24 protein-coding genes are annotated in these 21,672 nt (G+C 57.4%); 2 read left to right on the top strand and 22 right to left on the bottom strand.

From position 1 onward, the window contains the following. Window positions 1-456 precede the first annotated feature (456 nt). From SSPSH_RS17260 to SSPSH_RS17230, 7 genes are read right to left on the bottom strand one after another with little or no spacing between them, the layout of a single operon-like run. Complete coding sequence (locus SSPSH_RS17260) at window positions 457-801, bottom strand: hypothetical protein (protein WP_006915215.1); 345 nt, start codon at window positions 799-801, stop codon at window positions 457-459. Window positions 802-840: 39 nt separating this feature from the next. Further along, window positions 841-1,380: a nitrous oxide reductase accessory protein NosL gene (locus SSPSH_RS17255; RefSeq protein WP_206772398.1), complete on the bottom strand. Its 540-nt coding sequence runs from the start codon at window positions 1,378-1,380 to the stop codon at window positions 841-843. A gap of 22 nt (window positions 1,381-1,402) precedes the next feature. Next, entirely contained in the window at window positions 1,403-2,224 is an 822-nt protein-coding gene (locus SSPSH_RS17250) for an ABC transporter permease subunit (protein WP_006915217.1), read from the bottom strand. Further along, the gene (locus SSPSH_RS17245) at window positions 2,221-3,144 is read right to left on the bottom strand and encodes an ABC transporter ATP-binding protein (protein ID WP_006915218.1); all 924 of its coding nucleotides are present in this window, start codon (window positions 3,142-3,144) and stop codon (window positions 2,221-2,223) included. The genes SSPSH_RS17250 and SSPSH_RS17245 overlap by 4 nt, the downstream gene beginning before the upstream one ends. After that, window positions 3,141-4,424, bottom strand: a complete 1,284-nt coding sequence (locus SSPSH_RS17240; protein ID WP_021031946.1) for a nitrous oxide reductase family maturation protein NosD — start codon at window positions 4,422-4,424, stop codon at window positions 3,141-3,143. Before SSPSH_RS17240 ends, SSPSH_RS17245 begins: the two co-directional genes overlap by 4 nt. A gap of 2 nt (window positions 4,425-4,426) precedes the next feature. After that, the gene (nosZ, locus tag SSPSH_RS17235) at window positions 4,427-6,406 is read right to left on the bottom strand and encodes a TAT-dependent nitrous-oxide reductase (protein ID WP_006915220.1); all 1,980 of its coding nucleotides are present in this window, start codon (window positions 6,404-6,406) and stop codon (window positions 4,427-4,429) included. Between the two features lie 12 nt (window positions 6,407-6,418). Then, entirely contained in the window at window positions 6,419-8,755 is a 2,337-nt protein-coding gene (locus SSPSH_RS17230; RefSeq protein WP_006915221.1) for a NosR/NirI family protein, read from the bottom strand. Window positions 8,756-8,994: 239 nt separating this feature from the next. On the opposite strand from SSPSH_RS17230, the gene SSPSH_RS18185 reads away from it, so the two are divergent. Continuing rightward, the gene (locus SSPSH_RS18185; RefSeq protein ID WP_006915222.1) at window positions 8,995-9,909 is read left to right on the top strand and encodes a ferritin family protein; all 915 of its coding nucleotides are present in this window, start codon (window positions 8,995-8,997) and stop codon (window positions 9,907-9,909) included. 235 nt (window positions 9,910-10,144) lie between these two features. On the opposite strand, the gene SSPSH_RS17220 is transcribed toward SSPSH_RS18185, so the two are convergent. The 9 genes from SSPSH_RS17220 to SSPSH_RS17180 form a co-directional block, all read right to left on the bottom strand. After that, a complete protein-coding gene (locus SSPSH_RS17220) occupies window positions 10,145-10,903 on the bottom strand; it encodes an anti-sigma factor (RefSeq protein ID WP_006915223.1) in 759 nt (252 codons plus the stop codon). Beyond that, entirely contained in the window at window positions 10,900-11,466 is a 567-nt protein-coding gene (locus tag SSPSH_RS17215) for a sigma-70 family RNA polymerase sigma factor (RefSeq protein ID WP_051339920.1), read from the bottom strand. Before SSPSH_RS17215 ends, SSPSH_RS17220 begins: the two co-directional genes overlap by 4 nt. A 431-nt stretch (window positions 11,467-11,897) precedes the next feature. Next, on the bottom strand, window positions 11,898-12,233 hold the full coding sequence (locus SSPSH_RS17210; RefSeq protein WP_006915225.1) for a zinc ribbon domain-containing protein YjdM: 336 nt from the start codon (window positions 12,231-12,233) through the stop codon (window positions 11,898-11,900). Between the two features lie 83 nt (window positions 12,234-12,316). Continuing rightward, window positions 12,317-12,772: an NUDIX hydrolase gene (locus tag SSPSH_RS18600; protein WP_006915226.1), complete on the bottom strand. Its 456-nt coding sequence runs from the start codon at window positions 12,770-12,772 to the stop codon at window positions 12,317-12,319. A gap of 113 nt (window positions 12,773-12,885) precedes the next feature. Further along, window positions 12,886-13,197: a type II toxin-antitoxin system RelE/ParE family toxin gene (locus tag SSPSH_RS19965; RefSeq protein ID WP_006915227.1), complete on the bottom strand. Its 312-nt coding sequence runs from the start codon at window positions 13,195-13,197 to the stop codon at window positions 12,886-12,888. A 4-nt stretch (window positions 13,198-13,201) separates the two neighbouring features. Then, window positions 13,202-13,468 (bottom strand): type II toxin-antitoxin system Phd/YefM family antitoxin, encoded by a 267-nt coding sequence (locus SSPSH_RS17195; RefSeq protein ID WP_006915228.1) that lies wholly within the window; start codon window positions 13,466-13,468, stop codon window positions 13,202-13,204. A gap of 205 nt (window positions 13,469-13,673) precedes the next feature. Beyond that, complete coding sequence (locus tag SSPSH_RS17190) at window positions 13,674-14,240, bottom strand: hypothetical protein (protein ID WP_021031945.1); 567 nt, start codon at window positions 14,238-14,240, stop codon at window positions 13,674-13,676. 190 nt (window positions 14,241-14,430) lie between these two features. Next, window positions 14,431-14,874: a hypothetical protein gene (locus tag SSPSH_RS17185; protein WP_021031944.1), complete on the bottom strand. Its 444-nt coding sequence runs from the start codon at window positions 14,872-14,874 to the stop codon at window positions 14,431-14,433. A gap of 84 nt (window positions 14,875-14,958) precedes the next feature. After that, window positions 14,959-15,405 (bottom strand): hypothetical protein, encoded by a 447-nt coding sequence (locus SSPSH_RS17180; RefSeq protein ID WP_152522858.1) that lies wholly within the window; start codon window positions 15,403-15,405, stop codon window positions 14,959-14,961. A gap of 196 nt (window positions 15,406-15,601) precedes the next feature. Here SSPSH_RS17180 and SSPSH_RS17170 point away from each other — a divergent pair. Then, window positions 15,602-16,758 (top strand): IS3 family transposase gene (locus SSPSH_RS17170; RefSeq protein ID WP_420852601.1). Its coding sequence is split into 2 segments (ribosomal slippage): window positions 15,602-15,848 and window positions 15,848-16,758, totalling 1,158 coding nucleotides; the frame shifts between segments, so codons are not numbered across the junction. A gap of 60 nt (window positions 16,759-16,818) precedes the next feature. Here the strand turns inward: SSPSH_RS17170 and SSPSH_RS17165 are convergent. The 6 genes from SSPSH_RS17165 to SSPSH_RS18590 all read right to left on the bottom strand — a co-directional run bounded on the left by SSPSH_RS17165 (window position 16,819) and on the right by SSPSH_RS18590 (window position 21,396). Further along, entirely contained in the window at window positions 16,819-17,844 is a 1,026-nt protein-coding gene (locus SSPSH_RS17165) for a YaaC family protein (RefSeq protein WP_021031941.1), read from the bottom strand. Between the two features lie 69 nt (window positions 17,845-17,913). Further along, window positions 17,914-19,341 (bottom strand): ATP-dependent nuclease, encoded by a 1,428-nt coding sequence (locus SSPSH_RS17160; protein WP_006915235.1) that lies wholly within the window; start codon window positions 19,339-19,341, stop codon window positions 17,914-17,916. A 125-nt stretch (window positions 19,342-19,466) separates the two neighbouring features. Continuing rightward, the gene (locus SSPSH_RS18595; RefSeq protein ID WP_021031939.1) at window positions 19,467-19,700 is read right to left on the bottom strand and encodes a hypothetical protein; all 234 of its coding nucleotides are present in this window, start codon (window positions 19,698-19,700) and stop codon (window positions 19,467-19,469) included. A gap of 131 nt (window positions 19,701-19,831) precedes the next feature. Next, entirely contained in the window at window positions 19,832-20,314 is a 483-nt protein-coding gene (locus SSPSH_RS17155) for a GNAT family N-acetyltransferase (protein WP_006915237.1), read from the bottom strand. Between the two features lie 102 nt (window positions 20,315-20,416). Then, window positions 20,417-20,821 (bottom strand): PaaI family thioesterase, encoded by a 405-nt coding sequence (locus SSPSH_RS17150; protein ID WP_006915238.1) that lies wholly within the window; start codon window positions 20,819-20,821, stop codon window positions 20,417-20,419. A 113-nt stretch (window positions 20,822-20,934) separates the two neighbouring features. Continuing rightward, window positions 20,935-21,396, bottom strand: coding sequence for a GNAT family N-acetyltransferase (locus tag SSPSH_RS18590; RefSeq protein WP_006915239.1), 462 nt, complete (start codon window positions 21,394-21,396; stop codon window positions 20,935-20,937). Window positions 21,397-21,672: the final 276 nt, after the last annotated feature.

The following is a 21,672-nucleotide window of genomic DNA, read 5'->3' as shown; positions in this document are numbered from 1 at the left end:
GATACGGTCGCCGGATGTCGAAACCGGGGCAACCGGAACTGCAGCGATCGCGGCGCCCTGCCCGAACCGTATTTTCGTGGCCGCTGGCGCTCGGGTCGAACTGCAGCAGGCGACCCCGACCCGGCATCGTCCAGCGATAAAGACCGCGATTAACCCACTGATTCGAAAGCTGCGCAAACCAGGTGCCACGCGGTGGTCCGCGTCGAACAGCTATCGTGAGCGGTGCTTCGCAGGCGCGAATGTTTGGTAACGGAGCCGATCGACACCCTTGAAGAGCGCCCCGACAATAACCGGCAGACCGTGACAGGCACTCGGCTCGATTCGCTTTCGCTTGCGAGCCGTTTTCAGGCACCGCAAGCCGGCGAATGCCTGGCGCTGTCCGCTAGGGCTACCGCAGGCATGGCATGGAGGTCTGGCAAACGCGCCGCGCTCACGGGGGCGGAATGCTTTCACCGCCTACAGCCAAGCCCACAACAGCATGCCGATTCCGAATACAATCCCGATCGCTAAAAGTGTAATCAGTATCTTATAAAGGATCTTAGACAGCGCGGCACTGACGGCAGCGCAGCCAACCGCGCCCGCGACGACCCAGCCGAACTGCGCCGCCTTCGGCCAGTAGGAAAAGCCGAATACATCGATACTCACATACGCCAGGATGCCTCCGAGCAAAAAGCCGGCAAGCAGGAAGCGCGCCGCGATATCCTCGTAGAAGTCGTTCCGGCGGGCCGCCTGTGCCTCTTCCGGCGAGTCGTAATACTCGACCGTGCCGTCATTTCTTCGTCGCGAGTAACGTTTGGCCATATTATTCCATGGGCAACGATTTATTCGTCACGACCGGTATTAGTGATCATGTTGCATCATCCGCGGTGACTCAACCGCCTCGATGGAGCGTTCGAAAATATATTCTTCCGGAATGTCTGCCCACGACATGACCTCGCCGCCGTGCTCGGTCACAAAAGCCTCGGCAGCGTCGCGCTTGGAAAACGGCACGGCCTCCAGCGCGCCCATGCCGCCGCGGCGGTCGCTGTCGATAACGTAGGTCGCGTCTTGCGCGGCTATCCAGTGCTGCGGGTGATCCCAACCGTCGGCGCGGGCCATGTCGGTAACATAAATCGCCGCGATATCGCTGGGCTCTTCCGGCGACAAGGTGAAGGCGACGGCGTCGCGCACCTGTGAAAACCACAGCGGCGCGTCGCGCGATTGCAGGTGAATCTGGGCCTTCGGGCCACGGTGATCGACCAGGATCATCCGCCCGTAGTAGGTCATGGCCTCGCGATCAGGCGACACCGCCTCGGCACGCGGCTGGTCGGCACCCTCGCCCTGACAGGCAGCCAGCAATAGGAGCATGGCGGTTATAAGCACCGTGACCGCAAGACTCAAGCAAGGCCTAAATCGCCGCATTTCAAAGCTCCCGTCGTCGAAATATCAGCCAGGTCAAACCCAGCGGCACCACCAGCCAACCCAGGAGCGAGACCAAGGCCCAGCCCAGCGCGATATCGCCGCCGGCGGCGCCCAACCCGGAAAAGCTGGCGACCTCGGCGAGCCCGGACAGATTGAACAGCCGATAGGCATCGGCCGGGTTCAACAGCAGCAGCGCCGGTACCGCCTGGCCGATGATGTTTTCGCCGCCGGTCGCGGTCAGCGTGGCCAGAAGAGCCATGTCGTAGAGCACGACCAGCAGCAGCCAGACGACCACCGCCAAACCGGCTGCGGTGCTGCGCTCGCGTACCAGCACGCTGATCAGATAGCCCACACCGATGAACACCCAGCCGAGCGCCACCGAGGAGATGAGCAGCGCAGCGAAAGCGCGCACGCCCTGGTCGCCAACGCTGCCGGTGGCCGCGATCGCCACGCCGGCCAAGCCGAAGCCCACGATCGTGGCGAAGGCCAGAATCGCGGCGTGCCCGATGAACTTGCCGGTGATCAGCTGCCAGCGCGATACCGGATAAGCCAGCAGCAGCATCAGGGTTCCGTCCTCGAGTTCACCGACGAGGGCATCGTAGGTCAACAGGAGCGCCAGAAGCGGCAGCAGGTAGATCGACAGCGACGATAGCGACACCACACTCACCGTCAGCGCGCCGGCGTCGACCTCCCCGGCAGGCGCGCTGCCCAGAAAGCCGAGCACCAGCGCGAGAACGGCCAGCAGGCCGGTAGCGGCCACGACCCAGCGGTTTCGCAGCCCGGCGCGGATCTCGCGCCCCGCTATCGTGACGATCGGATTCATACCGATGTGCTCCGTACGCTACCGAAATGATCGTAGACCGCATCGAGGCTGGGCGTGAACACTTGCAGATCGCGAATTCTATGGTCTTCCATCTGGCTCAGGCGTCGTATGGTCGCCAGCTTGTCCGCGGGCGCGATCGCCAGTTCTACGCGGCGGTCACTGTGGGTGAGCACGCACTCCGGCCCCTGCGCGACTCGCGCGGCCGTGTCGGCGCCATCCACTTCGACGCGCACCCGTACGGGCAGGCCGGCTTCACGATAGAGACCATCAAGGGTGTTGCAGGCTGCGAGTTTTCCGCGGTTCATGATCGCGATGCGATCGGTGCGCGTCTCCAGCTCGGTGAGCACGTGCGAGGAAATCAGAATCGTTGTGCCTTCGTGCTGCATGTCGGCGAGAATGGCGTAGAACGCCTGCCGTAAGGTCGGGTCCAGACCGGTCGTGGGCTCGTCGAGTAGCAGCAGGCGCGGCGAGCCGATCAGCGCCTGGGCCAAACCCAGGCGTTGACGCATGCCCTTCGAATAGGTGCGTACGGGTCCATCGGCCGCGCCGGCCAATCCCACGCGCTCGAGCAGCGAGTCGGCGCTCGCACGCGGTTGACCCTTGAGGCGCGCGAACATGTGCAGGATCTCGCGGCCGGTCATACCGCCGGCAAAAACCACGTTTTCCGGTAAAAAACCGATATGCGCACGCAACGCTACCGCGCCTGAAGTCGCCGGCGGCTGTTCGAGCACGCGTACGCGACCCGCGCTGACTCGGGTCAGCCCAAGCAGGATCTTCATCAGCGTGGTCTTGCCTGCACCGTTGTGGCCAAGCAATGCCAGCATCTCACCGCGCTCTATAGTCAGATCGACACCCCCAAGCGCGGTAAAGCCGCGATAATGCTTTTCCACGCTCTGCAGTTCGATCGCGTTTTCGCTCATCGATTCAGCTCTCGGTTGACGCAGGCCGGCAGTTGCGGCGCACGCATCAGCGGTGCAGTGTCCACGACACCGCCCGGTCGGATCGCGGGGAACGCGGCCTGGGCCCAGCGCAGCAGCTGCACCGCCGGGCTGGACAGTAATAGCTTGGCCTGTGGCATGCGCCAGATGATCTGGTCGACCAGACCGTTAGGTCGATAGGCCTGATCGGCGATGCCATTGCCATCGAGGTCGAAAGCGGCGTGATCGCTCCAGTAGTTGCCACGCTCGTCTTCGGTCCAGCGCAGGTTGCGCGTTCCGACGTATTTCACCTGGGTACGGTTACCGATGAAGGCGTTGCCGACGAGCGTGTTCTGTTCCGAACCGGCAGTGAAATGAACGCCCAGATCGCAGCCCTCGAAACGATTGCCGCGAAACTCGTTGGCATTGGCGTTGTAGATGAACACGCACTTCTTGCCACCGTCGACCACGGCATTGTCCTCGACGGTGCTGTAGTTGACGAAATTGAGCATCAGGCCGTGGTCGCGGTCGCCGCGCGAGATATTTCGGCGAATTTCGATACGCGAGGAATACATAATCGCGTAGCCGATATGGTTGCCTACCGAGACGTTATCGCGAACCGTGCTGTCTTCGGTATACATGTAGTGGACCGCGTAGCGCAGATCCCGAAAACGATTGTCGGCAAAGACGTTGTCCGTGCTCGTCGTGGTGAAGATGCCATCGCGACCGTAGCGGAAGGCGTTGCCGATCACCCGCGCGCCGGGCGCGCTCCACAGATATACGCCGTTGCCCCGCTCGTTGACGCGCAGATCCCGTCGGCCCAGGATCGTGTTGTTCTTGACGAGACTGTCCGGCGCGCCCTCGATATGCACGCCGATCAGGTTGTTTTCGATGCGGTTGTTGGCGACCACCGCGCCGCGCGCCGATTCATGGAGCACGACGCCTGAATCCATGGCCTGCAGACTGAGACCCGAGCCGGTGATGGTGAGTCCGCGCACCTCGGCGCCGGCGGCCGAAACGGTAATCACGCTGGATTCGCCGTCGCCCTCGACGATCGCACCCTCTTCGCCCTGCAGGACGATACGTTTGTCGATGGTTACCGGGCCGTGGTAAATGCCGGCGTTCAGATGGATCACGTCCCCCTCGGAAGCCGCCCCGATGCGTTCGGCCAGCGTCGGCCGACTTTGCGCGATGCCGGGCAGCGTGTGGACCGCCGCCCACAGGAGCAAGGCGAGCCCCAAGGCCCGCCCTGCTGGACTGGATTGGTGGTTGCCTCGGGCCAAGACTAGGCCTCCTTTGGCTCCACCAGCATGCGCCCGCGCATTTCCATATGCAGGGCGTGGCAGAACCACTGGCAGTAGTACCAGTGCACCCCGGGCCGATGCGCGGTGAAGGTGATCGAGGACGTTTGCTGTGACGAAATCTCCATGGCGAGACCGTAGTTCTCCAGCGTGAAGCCGTGGGTGAGATCCCCGATCGAGTCCATGTTGGTGACGATGACCGTGACCTCGTCACCCTGCTTGACCCGGAATTCGTTCATGCTGAACGCCGGGGCCACCGAGAACATGTAGACACGGACCTTGTTGCCGTCGCGCACGATTTTGCTGGCGCCACGCAGTTCTAGGCCGTCAGCTTCGGCCATCTCGCGTGCGGGAGCGAATATCGGATCGTCACGGTCCCATACGCGCGAGGGCTGGACGATATCCGCGCGTACGATGCTGATGTCGTGCGGCTCGGCGAAGGTCGGCCCGTCGTGAACCAGCTTCATCTCGTCGCCGGAGATGTCGATGAGCTGGTCGTTTTCGGGCTTGAGCGGGCCGACATTCAGGAACCGATCCTTGGAGAACTTGTTCAGTGAGACCATCCATTTGCCGTCGGCTTCGAGCGTTTCGCCCATGGACGTATGGTTGTGGCCGGGCTGATAGTGCACATCCAGCTTCTGGATGATCGGGTTGACCTCCTCGCCGTTATAAGCCCGGATCGCCTTTTCCATATCCCACTTGACGATCTGACTGTCGATGAACACCGTCGTATACGCGTTGCCGCGACCGTCGTAGGCGGTATGCAACGGGCCCAGACCCAGCTCCGGCTCGGCCACAATCGCTTCACGCGGCTCGATCTTGCCGGCAAACACGTCGTCGAGCTTGCGCACGTCCATCAGCGACACAGTGGGCGAGAGCTTGCCGTTGATCGCCACGTGGTTCTTGTCCGGCGCGGTGTTGATACCGTGCGGGCTTTTCGAAACCGGGATATAGGCGGTCAGCTTCGAGCCGTGCCGGCCGTCGACGACAGGCACGCCGTTCATCATCTTCGCATTGCCGTTCTTGACCGCCTCCTCGATGCGCTTGATGTTGAACACGACCACCCAGTCCTGCTCATTGGCGGTCATCTCACGGAGCGTGACACCACCCTCCGAGTTGTAGCAGGTGGAGAAGGTGTATTTGCCGAGATAGTCGCAGTCGTTGTTATCGAGGTTGCCATCGACGATGACCTGCCAGGCGACGGTCATGGTTTCGGCGTCCACGGCCGAAAACACGGCGCGATAGTCGTCGGTGGCGTCCATGTTGGTGCCGTCGTTGGGCAGCGGGATGCGATGTTCGCCGTTAACGAACACATACTTGGTATGCGGTACCTTCTGTGGTCGCATGCCGTGCATCGCGGTGGCATTGGGCACCTCGACGATCTTGTCGCACTTCATCACGTCCAGCCGGATGCGTGCGACCCGGCTATTGGCCTTGTCCTGAATAAATAGATAACGCCCGTCATGGGTGCCGTCCTTGTAGGACGGATGCGGATGGTGGGCGTCACCGTTGACCCACACGCCGTGACGGCTTTCGCCGTACTCGTCCAGATAGGCCCTGGTCTGGTCGGTCAGGCCGTCGCGCAGTATCTTGAGGCTTTCGTTGGTGCGGCCCCAGCCGGTCGCCGAGCAGCGGTTGAAAACCGGGATGCGCATGAGTTCGCGCATCGACGGAATGCCGTAGACACGGACTTCGCCAGTCTGGCCGCTGGAATAGAAGCCGTAATAGTCGTCGAGTTCGCCTGGGGCGACAGTGCCCGAGTTCTCGCCGCTGGCGGCCGTTGCGGTGACCGGTTTCAGTGCCCAGGCCGCCGCACCCATGCCACCGATCAGGCCGGGAACCGTGGCTAGCGACGCCAGCTTGCCTGAGTTGCCGAGAAAGGCGCGCCGGCTGGCGCCCTGCCGAGTGAGTTGCTCTTCAGACGGATTCGGTCCGCCCTGGTTACCGTGACGATTGTCGCTCATTCCCCTTGTCTCCTACGTTGGGTCTTTCAGGTTCAATGCACGGGGCGATACCCAGCGCATCTTGTATTCACACGCCTGTGTGGGCGCAGCCGTCGGAGCGGTCGTTGGCGCCGGCGCCGCGGGCGCGGCGTCATCTCCGGCGGACGCCTGGCGCCCGCGCCGGCCGAGCGCACGGCGGCGTTCCTTTTTCAGGCGCCGGGTCACGTTGTGCGGACAACGGTGGTCGTCGAAATACAGCTCCTGACAGTGCAGGCAGTAGATGCATTCGTTTACGTCGATATGGCCTTCCGGGTGGATCGCCTGGACCGGGCACTCGCGCGCGCAGCGGTGGCAGCCGCTGCCGCACTCCGGCCAGCGCTTGAGCCAGTCGAAGGTGCGCAGACGCGCCGGAATCGCGAGTGCCGCGCCCAGTGGGCACAGATAGCGGCAGAAAAAGCGCTCCACGAACAGGCCGAGAGAAAGCAGCGTCAGGGCGTAGATGACGAACGGCCAGTCGCGCACGAAGTTCAGAATGATCGCGGTCTTGAACGGCTCCACTTCGGCAAAGCGCTCGGCCAAGGCCAGGTCGTAGAGCGACAGGCCGAACAGCAGCAAGAAGATGATGTACTTGATCGGCCACAGGCGCTCATGCACCGCGAACGGGATCTTGAACTGCTTTATGCCGGCCCAGCGCCCGATGTGGTTGGTGATTTCCTGCAGGGCACCGAATGGGCACAGCCAGCCGCAGAATACGCCGCGCGCCCAGAACAACATGCCGGCGGCCAGCCCCGCCCATAGGATGAACACCAGCGGATCCATAAGGAAATACGACCAGCTGAAGCCGGTGAGCAGCGAGTTGGTCAGGGTGAAGATATTGACCACAGACAGCTGCGCGTTCGCCCACCAGCCCAGCCATACCAGAACAAAGGTAAGCACCGAGTAGCGGGTCCACTTGAGCAGGCGTGGCCGGCGTACCAGAAACTCCTGAAAGAAGAAGATCACCGTTATCACCGCCAGCAGCACGGCCAGGATCACGATATTGACGGTCTTGCTCTGCCAGATGCGTTTCCAGAGTTCGCTGGTGCGCGAATCGCCGGGCACCCCGGCCTGGGGTTGCGCGCCCGCGGCCGCCGCACCGGCGGTCGGCGCCCTGTCTGCCGGTTCCGGCGCCGGCGGGGGTGCGGTGAGGTACCGGTCGGGTACCTGATAGTCGAGTCCGAAGCGCACGAACACCTTGGACAGCGCGCCGGTCGCGCGCTGGACCAGCAGTTCGAGCTCCCAGGGCTGCGCGGAATCGAAATCGACACGCTCGGGGATGGTAAACAGGCTGACTTCGTCGAGATCGGGGGCGCCGTCCGGCGCCAGGTCGCTCACGCGCGTGTGGTTGTAGTCATGAAAACGGATGGTGCCGTTGCTGTGCGCAAGCTGGATGCGGTCGAAGATGCCACCGCGGACATAGCCCGAGCCCTTGAACGAATAGCGCCCGCGCCCGCCGACCAGAATCGCTTGCTGGCCCTCCTCGAGGCGGTTTTTCAGATTATTCCAGCCGCGCTCGCCAAGCAGCGAAAGGCCGATGCTGGGCACGCTTACCTGGGCGATGTAGAGCTCGATGAATGTGTCGTCGCCCTCGCCCTTTTCCGGACGCTTCGCGGCCTCTGGGTTATCAAGCGCTTCGAACGCTTCGTTGACCTGGCCTACGGTCAGTCGGCGCGAGGCCACCGCGCCCTCATCGACCAGCGTCTGCCAGCCCTTGACCTCGGCCGGCTGCTCATAGTCGATATGGCGCTGCGCTTTCGCCTGGGCTTGGTCGGGGACCCCGACCGGCTTTTCCAGATTCCCCAGCCCGAGACCGACGGCGACGCGGTTGGCCGCCCACAGCAGGCTGTCTTCCATGACGAGCGCGGTCACGGTCGCCCCGGAAACCATGTCCACAGCCTGTTCGGTTTCGGTACCCGTCGTTGCATCGAAACCTTTGTATTGATTGAGAAAATCGCGAACGCGTTTTTCCGGAATGCCGATCAGCACGATCGGCTCGTGGTGCTCGACCAGGCGTCCGCCCTGAATCAGGCCCCGCTCGTTGATGCCCAGCACGACGTTGATCGGCTTGCCGGAATAGCCGATCGCCTGCGAGTAGTCCGTGTTGAGAAACGCGTAGCCCACGCGCTCGTCGTCTTTCAGAATCGGGGCGACCTTGGGATCGCTTTGTATCGATCCGAACGCGTCGGCGCCGTCGATCAGTTCCGAAGGCTCGACGTCGTTCAAATAGCTGGCCAGCGTGCGTGCCTGGACCGTGCCCGATAGAACGAAAGCCGTCACGGCCACGAAAAAACCGATCCGTAATGGCGATATGAGCTGGGCGATTGTGCGCATTACGAATCGAGCCCCCGTCGAATCCCAAGGCGAAATGGGCGTTCATCGATATTTCCTGTCGCGCAGGCTAGCCCAGCGCGTCTAGGTAGGTATTTGACCTTGATCAAAAACACCCGATCGGGACTTCGGATATCTTTTGAGGTGGCGATACAAGGCCACCGACCGGTGCGCAAACGGCGCTGTCCGAGCCCTTCGCGCGGTCGCTTGTGGCTGCCCCGTCAATCACGAGGACGATAGCGATGCGCCATACCGATCATGACTTCGATACCCTTCCCGAGATCCGCGATGTCGAAACGCTGTTCGCGATCGCGGTGGCGATGGAGGCCGAGGCTGCCGAGCGCTATGCGCGCTCGGCCCGACGCATGGATGAGGCTGGCCAGCCTGAGCTGGCTGCGCTGTTTCGAGAGCTCGAGGCCGAGGAACGTGAACATGAAACCGGCGTCGAAGGCTGGGCCGGGCGCCAGGGCATCGACGCGAACCGCGGGACCGTATTTCGCTGGCAGTCGCCGGAATCGCTAACCGAGGCTCAGTTCGCCGAAGCCGGCGGCGAAGCCTTGATGACGCCGGAAAGCGCACTGAATCTCGCAATTCACAACGAGCAACGCGCCTTCAGTTTTTATGTGCGTATCGGCACGCAGGCCGAAGATGCCCAGCTGCGTCGCTACGCCGAGCGCATGGCCAGCGAGGAGATAAACCATGTCGCGCGTCTGCGTCTGGCGCGTCGACGTGCCTATCGCGAACGCCGCGATGCGCGTACGCGGGCGCCGATCTTCGAGGACGTGGCTCGTCTAGCTGAATACGTCGATGCGCAGCGCGCCGAGGCGCGCGATGCCTTGTCTCACGCCGCCGCCGGGTGTCGCGCGGCCGGCCACCGACGCATCGCCCGCGCCCTCGAAGCGCTGAGCGCGCCATGCATAACGCAACGCGCCGCCGCGGTTGACGATGCCGGGGCACTGGCGATCATCGATGCACAGCTGCGGCGTGCGGAAGCCGTGTATGACCGGCTTATTCGCACCGCGGAACAGACCAGCGACGAAACGCTGCTGCTAACGGCGCAGACACACGCCGCGACAACACTGGAGCATCTGGCCAAACTCAACGACCTGCGCGCGGGTTTGCGTAACGGCATCGACCCGTCTGCCGCCGAAGCCTGAGGGATCGGCAGGCCCGCCCGTGGCTCCGGTCTGGAGTGCGTGATTCGCCCGACAACGGCATGAAGATAGCGTACGAATACAGGCTTCGTATTCGGCAGGCGCGCGTGACCTAGCTGCACCAGTCAACGGCGCTCGGCTCGATGCGGATCACCCCATTCGCATAATGAAACTGCGCCGGGGCCGGCCACGCGATGCCGAAACCAGAGCAGCGCGGAGCTGCGGCAGTTCCGCGCTGCTAACTCGGGCGGCTCAGAATGGGCGCACTCCACAAAAGCTCGCCGGCAGGCGCGGAGGGCGCCTGTTCAGTGGCTCCCACATCTTCCAGGGAAACCATCAGCTTCGCCGGCGGCGCCATGCGCTGTACGGTCGATTCACTGAGCGCGATGGCATAGCCGCCCTTGTTATGCGGCCATGCGCCCAGCGGCATCGGCTCGCCGTCCGCGGGTTTGAGCCAGGCACGCAGTACTTTGCCTTCAGGAACCTGATAGTCCCCTGTTGCCACGACCTGCATCTCGTCATCACCTGCCCAGGCCGTCACAAGCCAGCCCGTGCCAGTCGGGTCGTCGTAAACAATACTTGTATACGCATGCGGCGGATTGGGTTCGCCGAAGCCATGGTGATACGTGGGCTGGGAAAGCAGCATGCCCCCAAGCACCAGTGCCACTAAAGAAGCCGCGATCGCAGCGCCCCGCCAGAACCGGGAACTATTGGCGGCCGGCGCCTGGGCGCGTGCCGCTGCAGGCGCAGCTGTGTCATCGCTATTCAGAGATAGGGCCTTTGAAACTCGGCCCCATACCGCCGACGGCGGCTGTACCGGCGCGAGTCCCAGCCCCAGACTCCCGAGCCGATGCTCCCAGTAGGCCACTTCCCGGCGCGCTTCCGAATCTTTTTCCAGGCGCTGTTCAAAGGCATCACGCTCTTCGGGCCCGGCGGTACCAAGCACGTATTCGCCCGCATCGAGCGTGAGGTTGTCGTTTTTCTCGTGCGATGTCACGACGTACGCTCCGCAAGGCATTCGCGCAATCGCATCAAGCCGCGACGTATCCAGCTCTTAACCGTACCGAGGGGCGCGTCCAAGCGCTGCGAAAGCTCCTGATGCGTCAGGCCCTCGTAGTAGGCAAGCAGCACGCTATCCCGCTGCTGCGGCTGCAGCGTCTTCAGACAGACCTGAATGGCGTCGAGCGACTGCTGGTTTTCATTCTCTTCCAACGGCGAGAGCGCCTGCTCATCCTCGAGCAGTGTAGCCATCATGTCCGGTTCCTCCGGCATCGCCACTTCGGGGCGCTTGCGTCTGAGTAAATCTAGTGCGCGATAACGGGCGATCGACAACAGCCACGTCAGGGGCGCGCCCCGATCCGGAGCATAAGTGTCTGCCTTTTGCCAAACCTTGACGTAGGCATCCTGCAACGCATCCTGCGCTCGCTCCGGATTACGGAGAATACGCAGCAATAGCGCATAAAGTTGCGCCGAAGTCGCGGCATAAAGCTGCTGGAATGCGCGCTCGTCGCCCTGTGCCGTGGCCGTCAGCCACGCCGCCAATTGTTCTCGCTCAGCCACGCGTCAGTGGCCCCACTGGTAAGAGCTCTGCAGGACGACGCCTGAAGCGCTCGGAAAACGCCGGTCTGATATCAAAGTTCTACCTTCGCGCAAACGCGGGAGAGCGCACAGTCGCTATGCGCGAATCTCTCTTAGATGATCCGCATAGTTTGGCCGCAAAGCGTCGAAGACACAATCGTTTCACAGGCGTAGTGCGTTAGAAGGCCAGCGCCAACGCATGAGCCAGTGCCCGGAAATAAGAGCCCGCCCATAGCAACAATGGCCGCGTCTCGAAATCCGTCAAATCAAAGCCGACGAATTCGCTCTCTTGGGTGAATTGGCTTTGCGGACAACCGGCTTTATCTTTTAAAAGTCCTAGTACGGCATGGCGAATTGCACAGCCTGCGCCGGTTTCCGCCGAACATGGTTATAGCGAAACAGAAACCTAGCAACTAAGCCTTTTTCACAAACGCTGCCGTCACCATCATTTCCCCCGCGCCATCGACCTTGCAGTCCAATTGGTGGTCTTTAGCGTCGAGAATTCGTCTCACCACGGCTTTTGTGCCGATCTTCAGGACAAGCGAACTGCCTTTTACCTTCACGTCCTTAGCCAGAGTGATCTTGTCGCCCTCAGACAACGCCGTGCCATTCGCGTCCTTGACGATAATTTTTTCTTCAACAGCCGACTCAGCAGGATCCCACTCGTGGGCACATTCAGGACAAACCAATAGCTGTTGATCTTGGTAAATATATTCAGACTGACAACTAGGACACGGCGGAAACGACATATAACTATTTAGGGGCACGCATGGTGCGAAGCATAATGCGCCCGGTCAAAGGACGCAGGCAAGGAACGAACGAGACTGACTAGTTATTCCCCGCGTGTGCCGGAACCATACTGGGTACGCTGGTACCCACCAGCGCCTTGTTGGGCTTGAACTCGCATGATTGTTGAACCGTTCACGGCCACCGCATCAGCGATTCGTTCCGCGTGACGCGGCAATGTCGATGCTGGTAGAGATTCGGGAGAAAACCATTCGATAGCGTCGGCTTCTTCGCTAACACGAATACCGCCCTTGATCCTTACGCAACGAAATAACAAGGCGAGCACGCCTTGCTCGGGTACGGAGTAAAGTCCGACCAAGCCTTCGACGCGTACTGTTAATCCGACTTCCTCTTCGACCTCCCGTCTTACCGCGTCCCACGGTGCTTCGCCAGGTTCGACTCCACCGCCGGGCAAGTTCCACGCATCCATATCCGTGCGATGACATAAAAGTACGCGCGAAGAACTATCTTGGACAACGGCAAATGCGCCAACGTTTTGCATCTTTAACTTTCCGCCCAACGCGTGAGCTCAGGTGCCCGCGTGGAGCGAAGCAGAACGCGGGTCAACTGCAGCGACTTGTTGGGCAACAGCGGCACGGGCTGCTTAGAGCGACCTTAAACACCGCCGCTAGCAGACAATTTGAGCAAGCGCTCGCTCCTCCAAACCCTGACAACGCGAGCCTTTTTATTTTCGCGTTTGTATACGATGCGGAATGGCGGATGAATAAGTTCCCGAAGGTGCTTCTGGCCGAATTCTGGAACGACTCTGCCCATATCTGGATTATCCTGGAGAGCTGCGACTCGTTCAAAAATTTCCGAAACCAAACGTTGACCTACCTCCGGGACAAGCTCGCTCTCATACCAAGCTTGAATTTCCTCAAGGTCCCGAACGGCGGACTCAGCGAACGTGACGGAGACCTTTGCCACAGGCCTATAGCCCCAGCCGCGTTTTTGCTTCCTTCAGCGACACCTCTTGTCCTGACTCAAGATCATTCAGGCCTGCCACCACAGCACGCATGAAGGCCCGCTCTTCCTCAGCAGCCTCAAAATCGCTGACAGATTGCACAATGGCCACGCCGCGGCCCCGACTGGTGAGTAGAGTCGGGCGGTGAGCTTTGGCGACGTGTTTGACGACCTTACCAGGATTTACCTTCAGGTCCGTGAGGGGAACCACGTCTTCCGAGAATTTAATCACCATAATTCTTCCTAGGCAGAAGTAGATGACCACATAATAGCACCAGTTCGCAGGTGCTGTTTAGCACGAGAAGTACTGGTCTGCGGCGAGCCTTCGCAGAACTCGGCTTACTGTCGCCCAACGCTTGAGTTCAGCGGCGTTTGAGGCGACGACCGTTTTTGCGGAAGCAAAAATGGGCGGCGGCTCAAACGTCCGCTGCAACGAATTGTTAGCTTTCGGCCTCACAACATGGACTTGGCTTGTATGGCTTTGTACCTAGCGCCCACAACGAATCAATGTTGCTCAGATACGTCTGCACCCTGTGCTCTTCAGCCGCAATTATGGCCCTTGCATCGTTCTGATGCGGACTGCCCGGAGATCGGTCGAACATGCCGACCTCAGCATTCCAAGTGTCAAATGCTAGATCTTCCACAATCTGGATGATGCGTGACTCGTAGTTCTGAATGACCTTCTCAGATCCATGGAAGTAAAACTTGGCGGCGACCACTACAGTTAGTGATGCTTTGCGCTCGCCAATGAATTGAACGGGCGAAAGCAATCCTTCCACATAAAGTTGCTCGGCAACTTGGATCACTCTTGTGTCGTGATCCTCATCCCAAATCACAGCGAAGTCGTGAATCTGGGGATGTTGAAGTGGTTCACGAACTACATTCAACCATTCAGCGCATCGAAGCACTGAGTAGTGAGCGCCCCGGCCCAGTGTTCCAACCGGTGCGGGTTCATCGTAGAGAGTTGAGAACAGCGTCGAATAACGCTGCGGGGGTGCGTTTTGCATCTTAGGACTCCAATTTCGTTGGGGTTCGTGGCTCCCGCCACCGCGACCATGCTTTCGGCATGATCGCTGGGTTCAGTATCTTCTCCTTGCTCCGGCTGGGTCAAGGCACGAGAAAGCTAACGCCGAAGCTCAGTTGCCGCCCGAAGCGCGGCAGCGCTTTGGGCGGTCCACTGCAGCGTGTTGTTGGGCATTAGCTACTCCGCCTTTCGACTAGTTTTTTATACTTCCAGACTCTGGCTGATAACTCGTTTACCAACTTCTTCCCTTCCGGCGCGAGAATTTTTAACTTTCGTTGCACTTTTGCAAGGTCATCCGTCTCGGCTATTTCGTGCATCAATGTATTTCTTTTATTTTTCCAATTTTTAATACGTTTCAGAAGTTCTTTGTGCACCGTTTTCAAACAGTCGTGGTCGTCCTCGTGAATCTTCCCGGAAATTTGCTCAAGCTTCCGATCTAAACCACGTAATGTTTTCAATAGTTTAGTGCCGTTTTCCGGGTACGCATTGCGGATGACCGAGTTGAAACGATCTTCAATAATCGCATACTGAATCCAGCACGCTTCCATGTAAAACTCTTCCAACAAGGCTAAGTCCATGCGCTCTAAAAGGTCTTTGTAAAGCTGTTTTTTACTCAATGCACGTCTCCTGTCGCCCAACGCCGAAGCTCAGTTGCCGGCCGAAGCGCGGCAGCGCTTTGGACGGTCAACTGCAGCGCCTCGTTAGATTGCTTGCTCTACGAGGCGGAATACAAAGTAGGAGAGCAGAACGAGCCCACCGCCAACGCCCGTAATGACGGCTGGAATCATGAACCAAGGCCATAATTTCGCGCCGGTGGCACTGGATTCCTGGATGGCCGCTTGGAAGCGCTGCATTGTCTCCGGCCCGGCCTGCGCCCCTTCGATACTAGATTGAATGCGCCGAATAGCCAGATTGCTCGAGATCATTTTAAAAAGCTCCCAGACAATAAAGATCACGAGCGAAGAGATAATTAACGCACCCGCGAGGAAGAAAATAACCTGCGGGAGCCTGTGTACCAAGCTCGACCAGAACGCGATTACCCCTGCATAGCCGGCGACCATAATCAGGTTCGTGTATGAAGCGGATTGCGAGTACAACTTCGATACTAGGTCGTGAGCGGCTCTTAATTGAACCTCATGTTCGTTCAAGGCTTGCTTCCGGTTGAGCGTATTTATGTGGCGCGCATGCTCGTCAAGTTGTCGCCCTACTTGTCGGGACCATCTCTCTAACTGGTTCGGATCTATTTGTTGCATCTAACGCCGAAGCTCAGTTGCCGCCCGGGTTCTCACCCGTTAATGCGGACACTTCAAAGAAGGCTCATCATGGGCCGGCAAAAGGAGTGTTATGCCACGCAAGAAGTACAGTGCCGAGTTCAAGGCCGAGGCCGTCGAACTCGTGCGATCGTCATCAAGCAGTGCGAGCGCGGTCGCCCGCGATCTCGGGCTCAGTCCGACCATGCTCAACCGGTGGTGCCGCGAGGCCCAGCGTTCGACGAAGCCCGTATTTCAGGGCAGCGGCACGCCGCGTGATCAAGAGCTCGCTCGCCTCAAGCGCGAGCTGGCACAGGTGAGAAAGGAGCGCGATTTTTTGCGCGACGCGGCAACGTACTTCGCCAAGGGATCGTCGTGAGGTACGCGACGATCCAGCGTTGTCGCTCGGATTATCCCGTCCAGCTCATGTGCCGCTGCCTGAAGGTCTCGACCAGCGGTTTCTATTCTTGGGCCAACCGGTCGCCGAGCCCTCGGGCTCGCGCCAATGCGCGGCTGACCGAGAAGATCCACACGCTGCATCGCGAAAGCGACGGCGTGTTCGGCGCTCCGCGGATCACCGAGACGCTGCAGTTCGAAGGGGAGCGCATCAGCCGCAATCGGGTGGCTCGCCTCATGGCAGCCAATGGCCTTCAGGGCATCCCGCAACGGCGGCGCTGGCGGGCCAAGCCTTCCGGCGATCGGCCGACGCATGTGCGTAATCACCTCGAGCGCGACTTCGTCGCGCTCGAACCCAACACGAAATGGGTGACCGATATCACCTATATCCGAACCGCCGAAGGCTGGCTGTATCTGTGCGTCGTCGTCGACCTCTACAACAAGGCCGTGGTGGGCTGGTCGATGAGCGCTCGCCAGACCCGTGATCTCGTACTCAAGGCCGTGCTAATGGCGCTCTGGCAACGTGAAACGCACGACGAGCCGGTCGTGTTGCACTCGGATCGAGGCACGCAATTTACGAGCGACGACTACCAACGCTTTCTACGCGGCCACAACCTGATTTGCAGCATGAGCGCGGTCGGCCACTGCGGCGACAACGCTGCGGCCGAAGGCTTCTTCGGCATGCTCAAGCGAGAGCGCGTGAACCGGCGGCGCTATCAGACGCTCGCCGAAGCCCGGACCGATGTCTTCGATTACATCGAGCGCTTCCATAATCCGCGTATCCGACAGCGCATGGCTGCCGAAGATCGAAAATATCCGTTAACCTTTTCTCAACCGTCCGCGGAAACGGGGTAGAACCCCCCGAAGCGCGGCGGCGTTTTGGGCGGTCAACTGCAGCGATTCGTTAGAGCCCATCTAGAAAGCGTCCGGCCTTATAAACTCAAGCCCCGTAATTTCGGATGCCATGCCATAAACGAACTGCCCCGGCGCAGATTTAATAAACTCCAACAGGAGCCAGTTATGATTAACGTTGAAATGCGACGCTAATGAAATAGGATCATACCGACTAAGCTCGCTTAAGCGATGCATTGCAGCGAACATTAACACTAGTTGCGAATTAACGAGTCGATCATGGCCGGTCACGGACTTTTTCAAGTACCAACGGTTTTCGTTTGAATAAATCGGGGCGATTCGTCGGCGAATTTGCTTATGATAAGTCTCAAATTGCGCAAGGCTATTTTTAATATCATGGCCTGACCATCGAAACCGTCTCTTTCTTCTTATGAAATATTTGCCCTCTCTCTGAAACAACTCGAAACCCGGCTTAATTACGCGTCGTGTGTATGAATTTACATACCGCTTATGTATTTGTGCTTGAAACCAAGCCTCTTGAGAGCCGTCCTTGCGCATAAAGCAGCTATGCAATAAGGGGATAAATAGTTCGGTAGCGCTTTTATAAGAGAGGCAATATGCACGATGTATAAACGGCATTTGCCACAATATTTCTTTGAGCGTGAAACTTTTCCCAGCATTGTCCGGCTCGGATAAGTACCGACATAGCGCTGGTAAGATGCCGCTCCCTTGAAAATCCACGATCTCATTTTCAAGTGACTTGCGCCCTTCATCCGCATGCCCGCCAACTCCGTGGCTTTCTACAATGGCACATTGCTTAGAAGCTAGAAGAGCCTTTCCGGCGTTTAAAAAACAGTAATAGGAAGTTAGTGGCGCCGATACCTCATTTAGCTGCAATGAGGCATTGTAGAAGTGCTTGGCCTGATCCCAATAAAATAAAGCCTCAGTTTGATGCTCGCGTTTCAGCCATAGCGCGACAAAGTCCCATGGATCTGAGCAAAGTACACGCGAAGTACGAAAATCAGGATCTATTAGGCAGCCGTGCAGACCGATTGGTTTACCCGAGGTATTTAGCTGGTGTTCTGACATAGTCTCTAACGCCGCACTCTGCGGCAAAATTGAAGCGCAGCGGAAACTTTGTCCGACAGCAGTGCCTTGTTAGTGCTGGAATACACTTCGAATGGCTTTTTCACCTAGGAAATTCGCTAGACTGTTTTCCTTTGAGACATCTAGATCGGTAAGCTGACCTATAGCCTGACCCACAACAGCCTCCCAAGGCTTATGGCTACCTATTATTCCCATCAAGTCATTCCTAATGTGTTTCAGATTGTGGCTCTTCCGTTGATACCCACGATCTCTGAATTCGCACATGTGCGAATAATGAGGGTGATCAGTGTTTCTCTGAATCCACATCTCAATTTTATCTTCGAGATTGGACCATGTTGTGTTAATTCTTTCGAGGATCTCTTCTGAAAGAAGAAGATTTTCAGCTGCACGACACGAAAGTTTCATTCTTATCACTGGAGGTATATCGGCGATCTCTTCATCAGAATCGTCTCTGTCTCGTAGCGAATATGCAACGGCATTGTCATAGATTGAGTTGATCACACTTGCCACTTCAGTTTCATATTCATTCAAACGGGTAATGCTGTCGACAGCGCATGGAAATACTTTTAGTCTTCCCTGTGAAGTCCTGATTGCTTGCTGCCAGACCCTTTCATCATCCTCTCCCTCAACGAGGAAGATCGGGGCTTCATTGAATACGTTGGACAATGGGTGCGCACCAAATACGGGCAGTATTTTCCTGTAAACATCACTTATTGGTTTGAACTGTATATCTGTTTGCCCGGAAACAACAAAATCAATTGCCACATCGTTATACGTATCGAAAGCGCCTAAGAAAGAGGTGCTATGAGTCGCCGTGATAACAAAAAAGTTATGTGCATCAACCAGGTTTTTAAGAAAATGGCCGAGCCTCGACTGTAGGTCTGGGTGTAGGTGAGCATCGGGCTCATCCAAAAACAAAATATTTTTCTTATTGGGGATACATTCTTTGGCAAAGACTAGGCACTCAATACCAAGCGATATCAGCTCAGATTCCCCACTACTTATATCTTTGGGCGATATTTCAGACCCTTTTTCTAATGAATATATCTTAAAATCCGTCCCTTCACGGCGAACCTCTATGTTGTCGAGAAGACTGTTAATCAGATCAACAATACTTTGAAAAGTGTAATTGTGATCATTTCTAAGTTCGGGCTGCTTTTCAATTTCCCTGAGGCTTAAAAGCTCAAGCTTTCTAAACTGAAGAAGCGTTTGCTGTTTAAATTGTACAAATTGGTTATTTCTAAGTTGATTGTTCAGCCATCGCTCATTTGTGGAGTTTTGAGCCAAGCCGGCATCAAATGTTAATGAACCGCCTCTCTCTGGAGTTATATAGCGTGTATTGCCAAAATCCTCATCATGCTCCAGAGCCTGTTCAATTTTCTTTAATGTGGTGCTTTTTCCACATCCATTCTTCCCCAAGATTACGTTTATTCTGGCTAAACTGAACAGATTATATCCATCTTTTTCGACTATATTCATTCGCATTTCATTACTCTTGGCTTATCGCACTAACGCCGAAGCTCAGTTGCCGACCGAAGCGCGGCAGCGCTTTGGGCGGTCAACTGCAGCGACCTGTTAGCTGCTGACACTGGCGACAGTGCCTGCTAAGAATTTCGCTCAACAAAATTGGAGATTCGAAGCTTAATATCTTCTAACTGTTTCCAAGCCGCTGCTTGCTCATCGAGTTCGCTAGATGAGGCATTTGAAGCGGACGCATCATTGGCTGCCGCCATAAAATGCTTATTCACTCGCTCGAAGGAAGCGAGGAATCTTTCATTCGCTTCATTCCATTCTTCGCAAAGCTCGTCCCAGTGTTGATCGAGATTGTTAGTCGCCATCTCCGCCTCTTTACGCGCGAGTGTTTTATTCAGTAGCTAACGCCCAAGCTCAGTTGCCGCCGGAGCGGGCGAAGCCCGCGGAGGGAACCCGAAGCGCGCCAGCGCTTTGGGCGGTCAACTGCAGCGATTTGTTATACACGGTTTTCCTGATAATCGAAGGTCAAGCGAAGCATATCGAGCAGCTGAATACCATCTTCAAAAACTCGTTCATCGTAATTCGTTATGAAGAAGTCTCGATCAATGCTCGTGACTCGAAAACCTTGCCGCTGATAAAACGCTAATTGGTAACCGAAAGTTCCGGTACCTACCTCGAGTTTGTGAGCACCCGCCTTTCGAACGAATTGAATGACCCAGCCTAAAAGCGTGGAGCCAACGCCGGTCATCTGCTTATCCGGATGAACCGCAATGCTCATAATCTCGTGTTTTCTAGCGTCAAACCGTTGAACGACACATGCGCCGATTACTCGCCCGTCTACTGATGCTGTGAAACATTTCGATCGAGGAAGATACGAGCGGATCTTCTTTACCGATGGATCAGCCAATAAAAGCAGATCAATATCGATCTCTCTCGGCGACGTTTCTTCGATCAATATCGGAATGTGATTTTGTTGCATAACGCCCAAGCTTAGTTGCCGCCGGAGCAGCCGTAGGCTGCGGAGGGAACCCGAAGCGCGGCAGCGCTTTGGGCGGTCAACTGCAGCGCCTCGTTATATTGGCTACTCGACTTTGTTAAGAGTGCCTTGAGCAACGGCCACAAGTTTTTCTTCATTCCCGTCAATGGCGAATACCTTAGACTGACAGACAGCCTGACGCTTTCCAGATGCAAGCACTGATGCCCTAGCGACGAGCTTTTCACCAATTGCGGGGCGGGCGTAATTTATTTTGTACTCAGATGTGACCACATCCGTTAGTACTGAACCACCAACAAAGCCGAGGCTGTTATCGGCTAAATAACTAACAACACCGCCATGCACAAAGCCATGCTGCTGCTTTAACTCATCTCTAACTAACAACGTTAGCTCGGCCTCACCAGGCTCGAATTTGGTTAACTCAGCGCCCAGGAATACGCTGAACGCCTGTTTTGCTAAGACCTTTTGTCCGAAATCAAATAGCTCACTCATAACTATCCTCTATACGATATAACGCCAAAGCTCAGTTGCCGCCGGAGCGGCCGCAGGCCGCGGAGGGGACCCAAGTCGCGCCAGCGATTTGGGCGGTCAACTGCAGCGCTACGTTAGGTTTTGTAAACCATATATTGCGCATCCGACTTCGAGTCACCAGGCTCGCGTTCCGCGGCGATGAAACCGAGCCGCTTATAAAGCTCGATAGCTGGCTTATTTTCGCGAAATACATTTAATGAGATTGTCTTCGGATTCTGATCTAGAGCGTAACTTAAAATTGAGTTCGCTAGTTCGACCCCATATCCTTTGCCGCGAAATGACGGCTTGACTATTAACCGTGCCAAGTGAAGTCGGGCTTCAGCTTTGGGGACTACTTGTCCGAACCCGACCAGCTCTTCTTCGTTTGCAAGACAGAACGACCAAGCATGTGACCATTCAACCTGTTGGGGCAGTTTTCCTTTATCGATTGGATATGACACGCGCGGACCCGCCCATTCGCGAGTTTGTTTAGGCGAGCTAATCCAATTTGCAACCTCGCTCAAATCTGACTTCGACGCAGTGCTAAATTCGGACATTCTTCAAATACCTACCTAACGCCCAAGCTCAGTTGCCGCCGGAGCGGCCGAAGGCCGCGGAGGGAACCCGAAGCGCGCCAGCGATTCGGGCGGTCAACTGCAGCGATTTGTTGGGTTTCAAAAGTTGCGGTCTTCCACCCAAACTTTACCCTTCTCTCGGCGTGACCTGATACGTCCTTCAGCGATCGCTTTATTAAGATCGTTATCTGAGACCCCATACTTCGTTCGAGAGCTACGCTCATTTCTGGTGTATGAGCGATTGAAGGAGGCGGCACC

This window comes from Salinisphaera shabanensis E1L3A (genome assembly GCF_000215955.2).
GTDB classification, from domain to species: domain Bacteria; phylum Pseudomonadota; class Gammaproteobacteria; order Nevskiales; family Salinisphaeraceae; genus Salinisphaera; species Salinisphaera shabanensis.
This window is presented reverse-complemented; position numbering and strand designations above follow the sequence as displayed.

What these genes read in the sequence shown, in the direction of transcription:
- SSPSH_RS17260 (WP_006915215.1), bottom strand. Translation starts at nt 801, where the DNA reads ATGGCCAAACGTTACTCGCGACGAAGAAATGACGGCACGGTCGAGTAT.
- SSPSH_RS17250 (WP_006915217.1), bottom strand. Translation starts at nt 2,224, where the DNA reads ATGAATCCGATCGTCACGATAGCGGGGCGCGAGATCCGCGCCGGGCTG.
- SSPSH_RS17245 (WP_006915218.1), bottom strand. Translation starts at nt 3,144, where the DNA reads ATGAGCGAAAACGCGATCGAACTGCAGAGCGTGGAAAAGCATTATCGC.
- nosZ (WP_006915220.1), bottom strand. Translation starts at nt 6,406, where the DNA reads ATGAGCGACAATCGTCACGGTAACCAGGGCGGACCGAATCCGTCTGAA.
- SSPSH_RS17230 (WP_006915221.1), bottom strand. Translation starts at nt 8,755, where the DNA reads ATGCGCACAATCGCCCAGCTCATATCGCCATTACGGATCGGTTTTTTC.
- SSPSH_RS18185 (WP_006915222.1), top strand. Translation starts at nt 8,995, where the DNA reads ATGCGCCATACCGATCATGACTTCGATACCCTTCCCGAGATCCGCGAT.
- SSPSH_RS17210 (WP_006915225.1), bottom strand. Translation starts at nt 12,233, where the DNA reads ATGTCGTTTCCGCCGTGTCCTAGTTGTCAGTCTGAATATATTTACCAA.
- SSPSH_RS18600 (WP_006915226.1), bottom strand. Translation starts at nt 12,772, where the DNA reads ATGCAAAACGTTGGCGCATTTGCCGTTGTCCAAGATAGTTCTTCGCGC.
- SSPSH_RS17195 (WP_006915228.1), bottom strand. Translation starts at nt 13,468, where the DNA reads ATGGTGATTAAATTCTCGGAAGACGTGGTTCCCCTCACGGACCTGAAG.
- SSPSH_RS17190 (WP_021031945.1), bottom strand. Translation starts at nt 14,240, where the DNA reads ATGCAAAACGCACCCCCGCAGCGTTATTCGACGCTGTTCTCAACTCTC.
- SSPSH_RS17165 (WP_021031941.1), bottom strand. Translation starts at nt 17,844, where the DNA reads ATGTCAGAACACCAGCTAAATACCTCGGGTAAACCAATCGGTCTGCAC.
- SSPSH_RS17160 (WP_006915235.1), bottom strand. Translation starts at nt 19,341, where the DNA reads ATGAATATAGTCGAAAAAGATGGATATAATCTGTTCAGTTTAGCCAGA.
- SSPSH_RS18595 (WP_021031939.1), bottom strand. Translation starts at nt 19,700, where the DNA reads ATGGCGACTAACAATCTCGATCAACACTGGGACGAGCTTTGCGAAGAA.
- SSPSH_RS17155 (WP_006915237.1), bottom strand. Translation starts at nt 20,314, where the DNA reads ATGCAACAAAATCACATTCCGATATTGATCGAAGAAACGTCGCCGAGA.
- SSPSH_RS17150 (WP_006915238.1), bottom strand. Translation starts at nt 20,821, where the DNA reads ATGAGTGAGCTATTTGATTTCGGACAAAAGGTCTTAGCAAAACAGGCG.
- SSPSH_RS18590 (WP_006915239.1), bottom strand. Translation starts at nt 21,396, where the DNA reads ATGTCCGAATTTAGCACTGCGTCGAAGTCAGATTTGAGCGAGGTTGCA.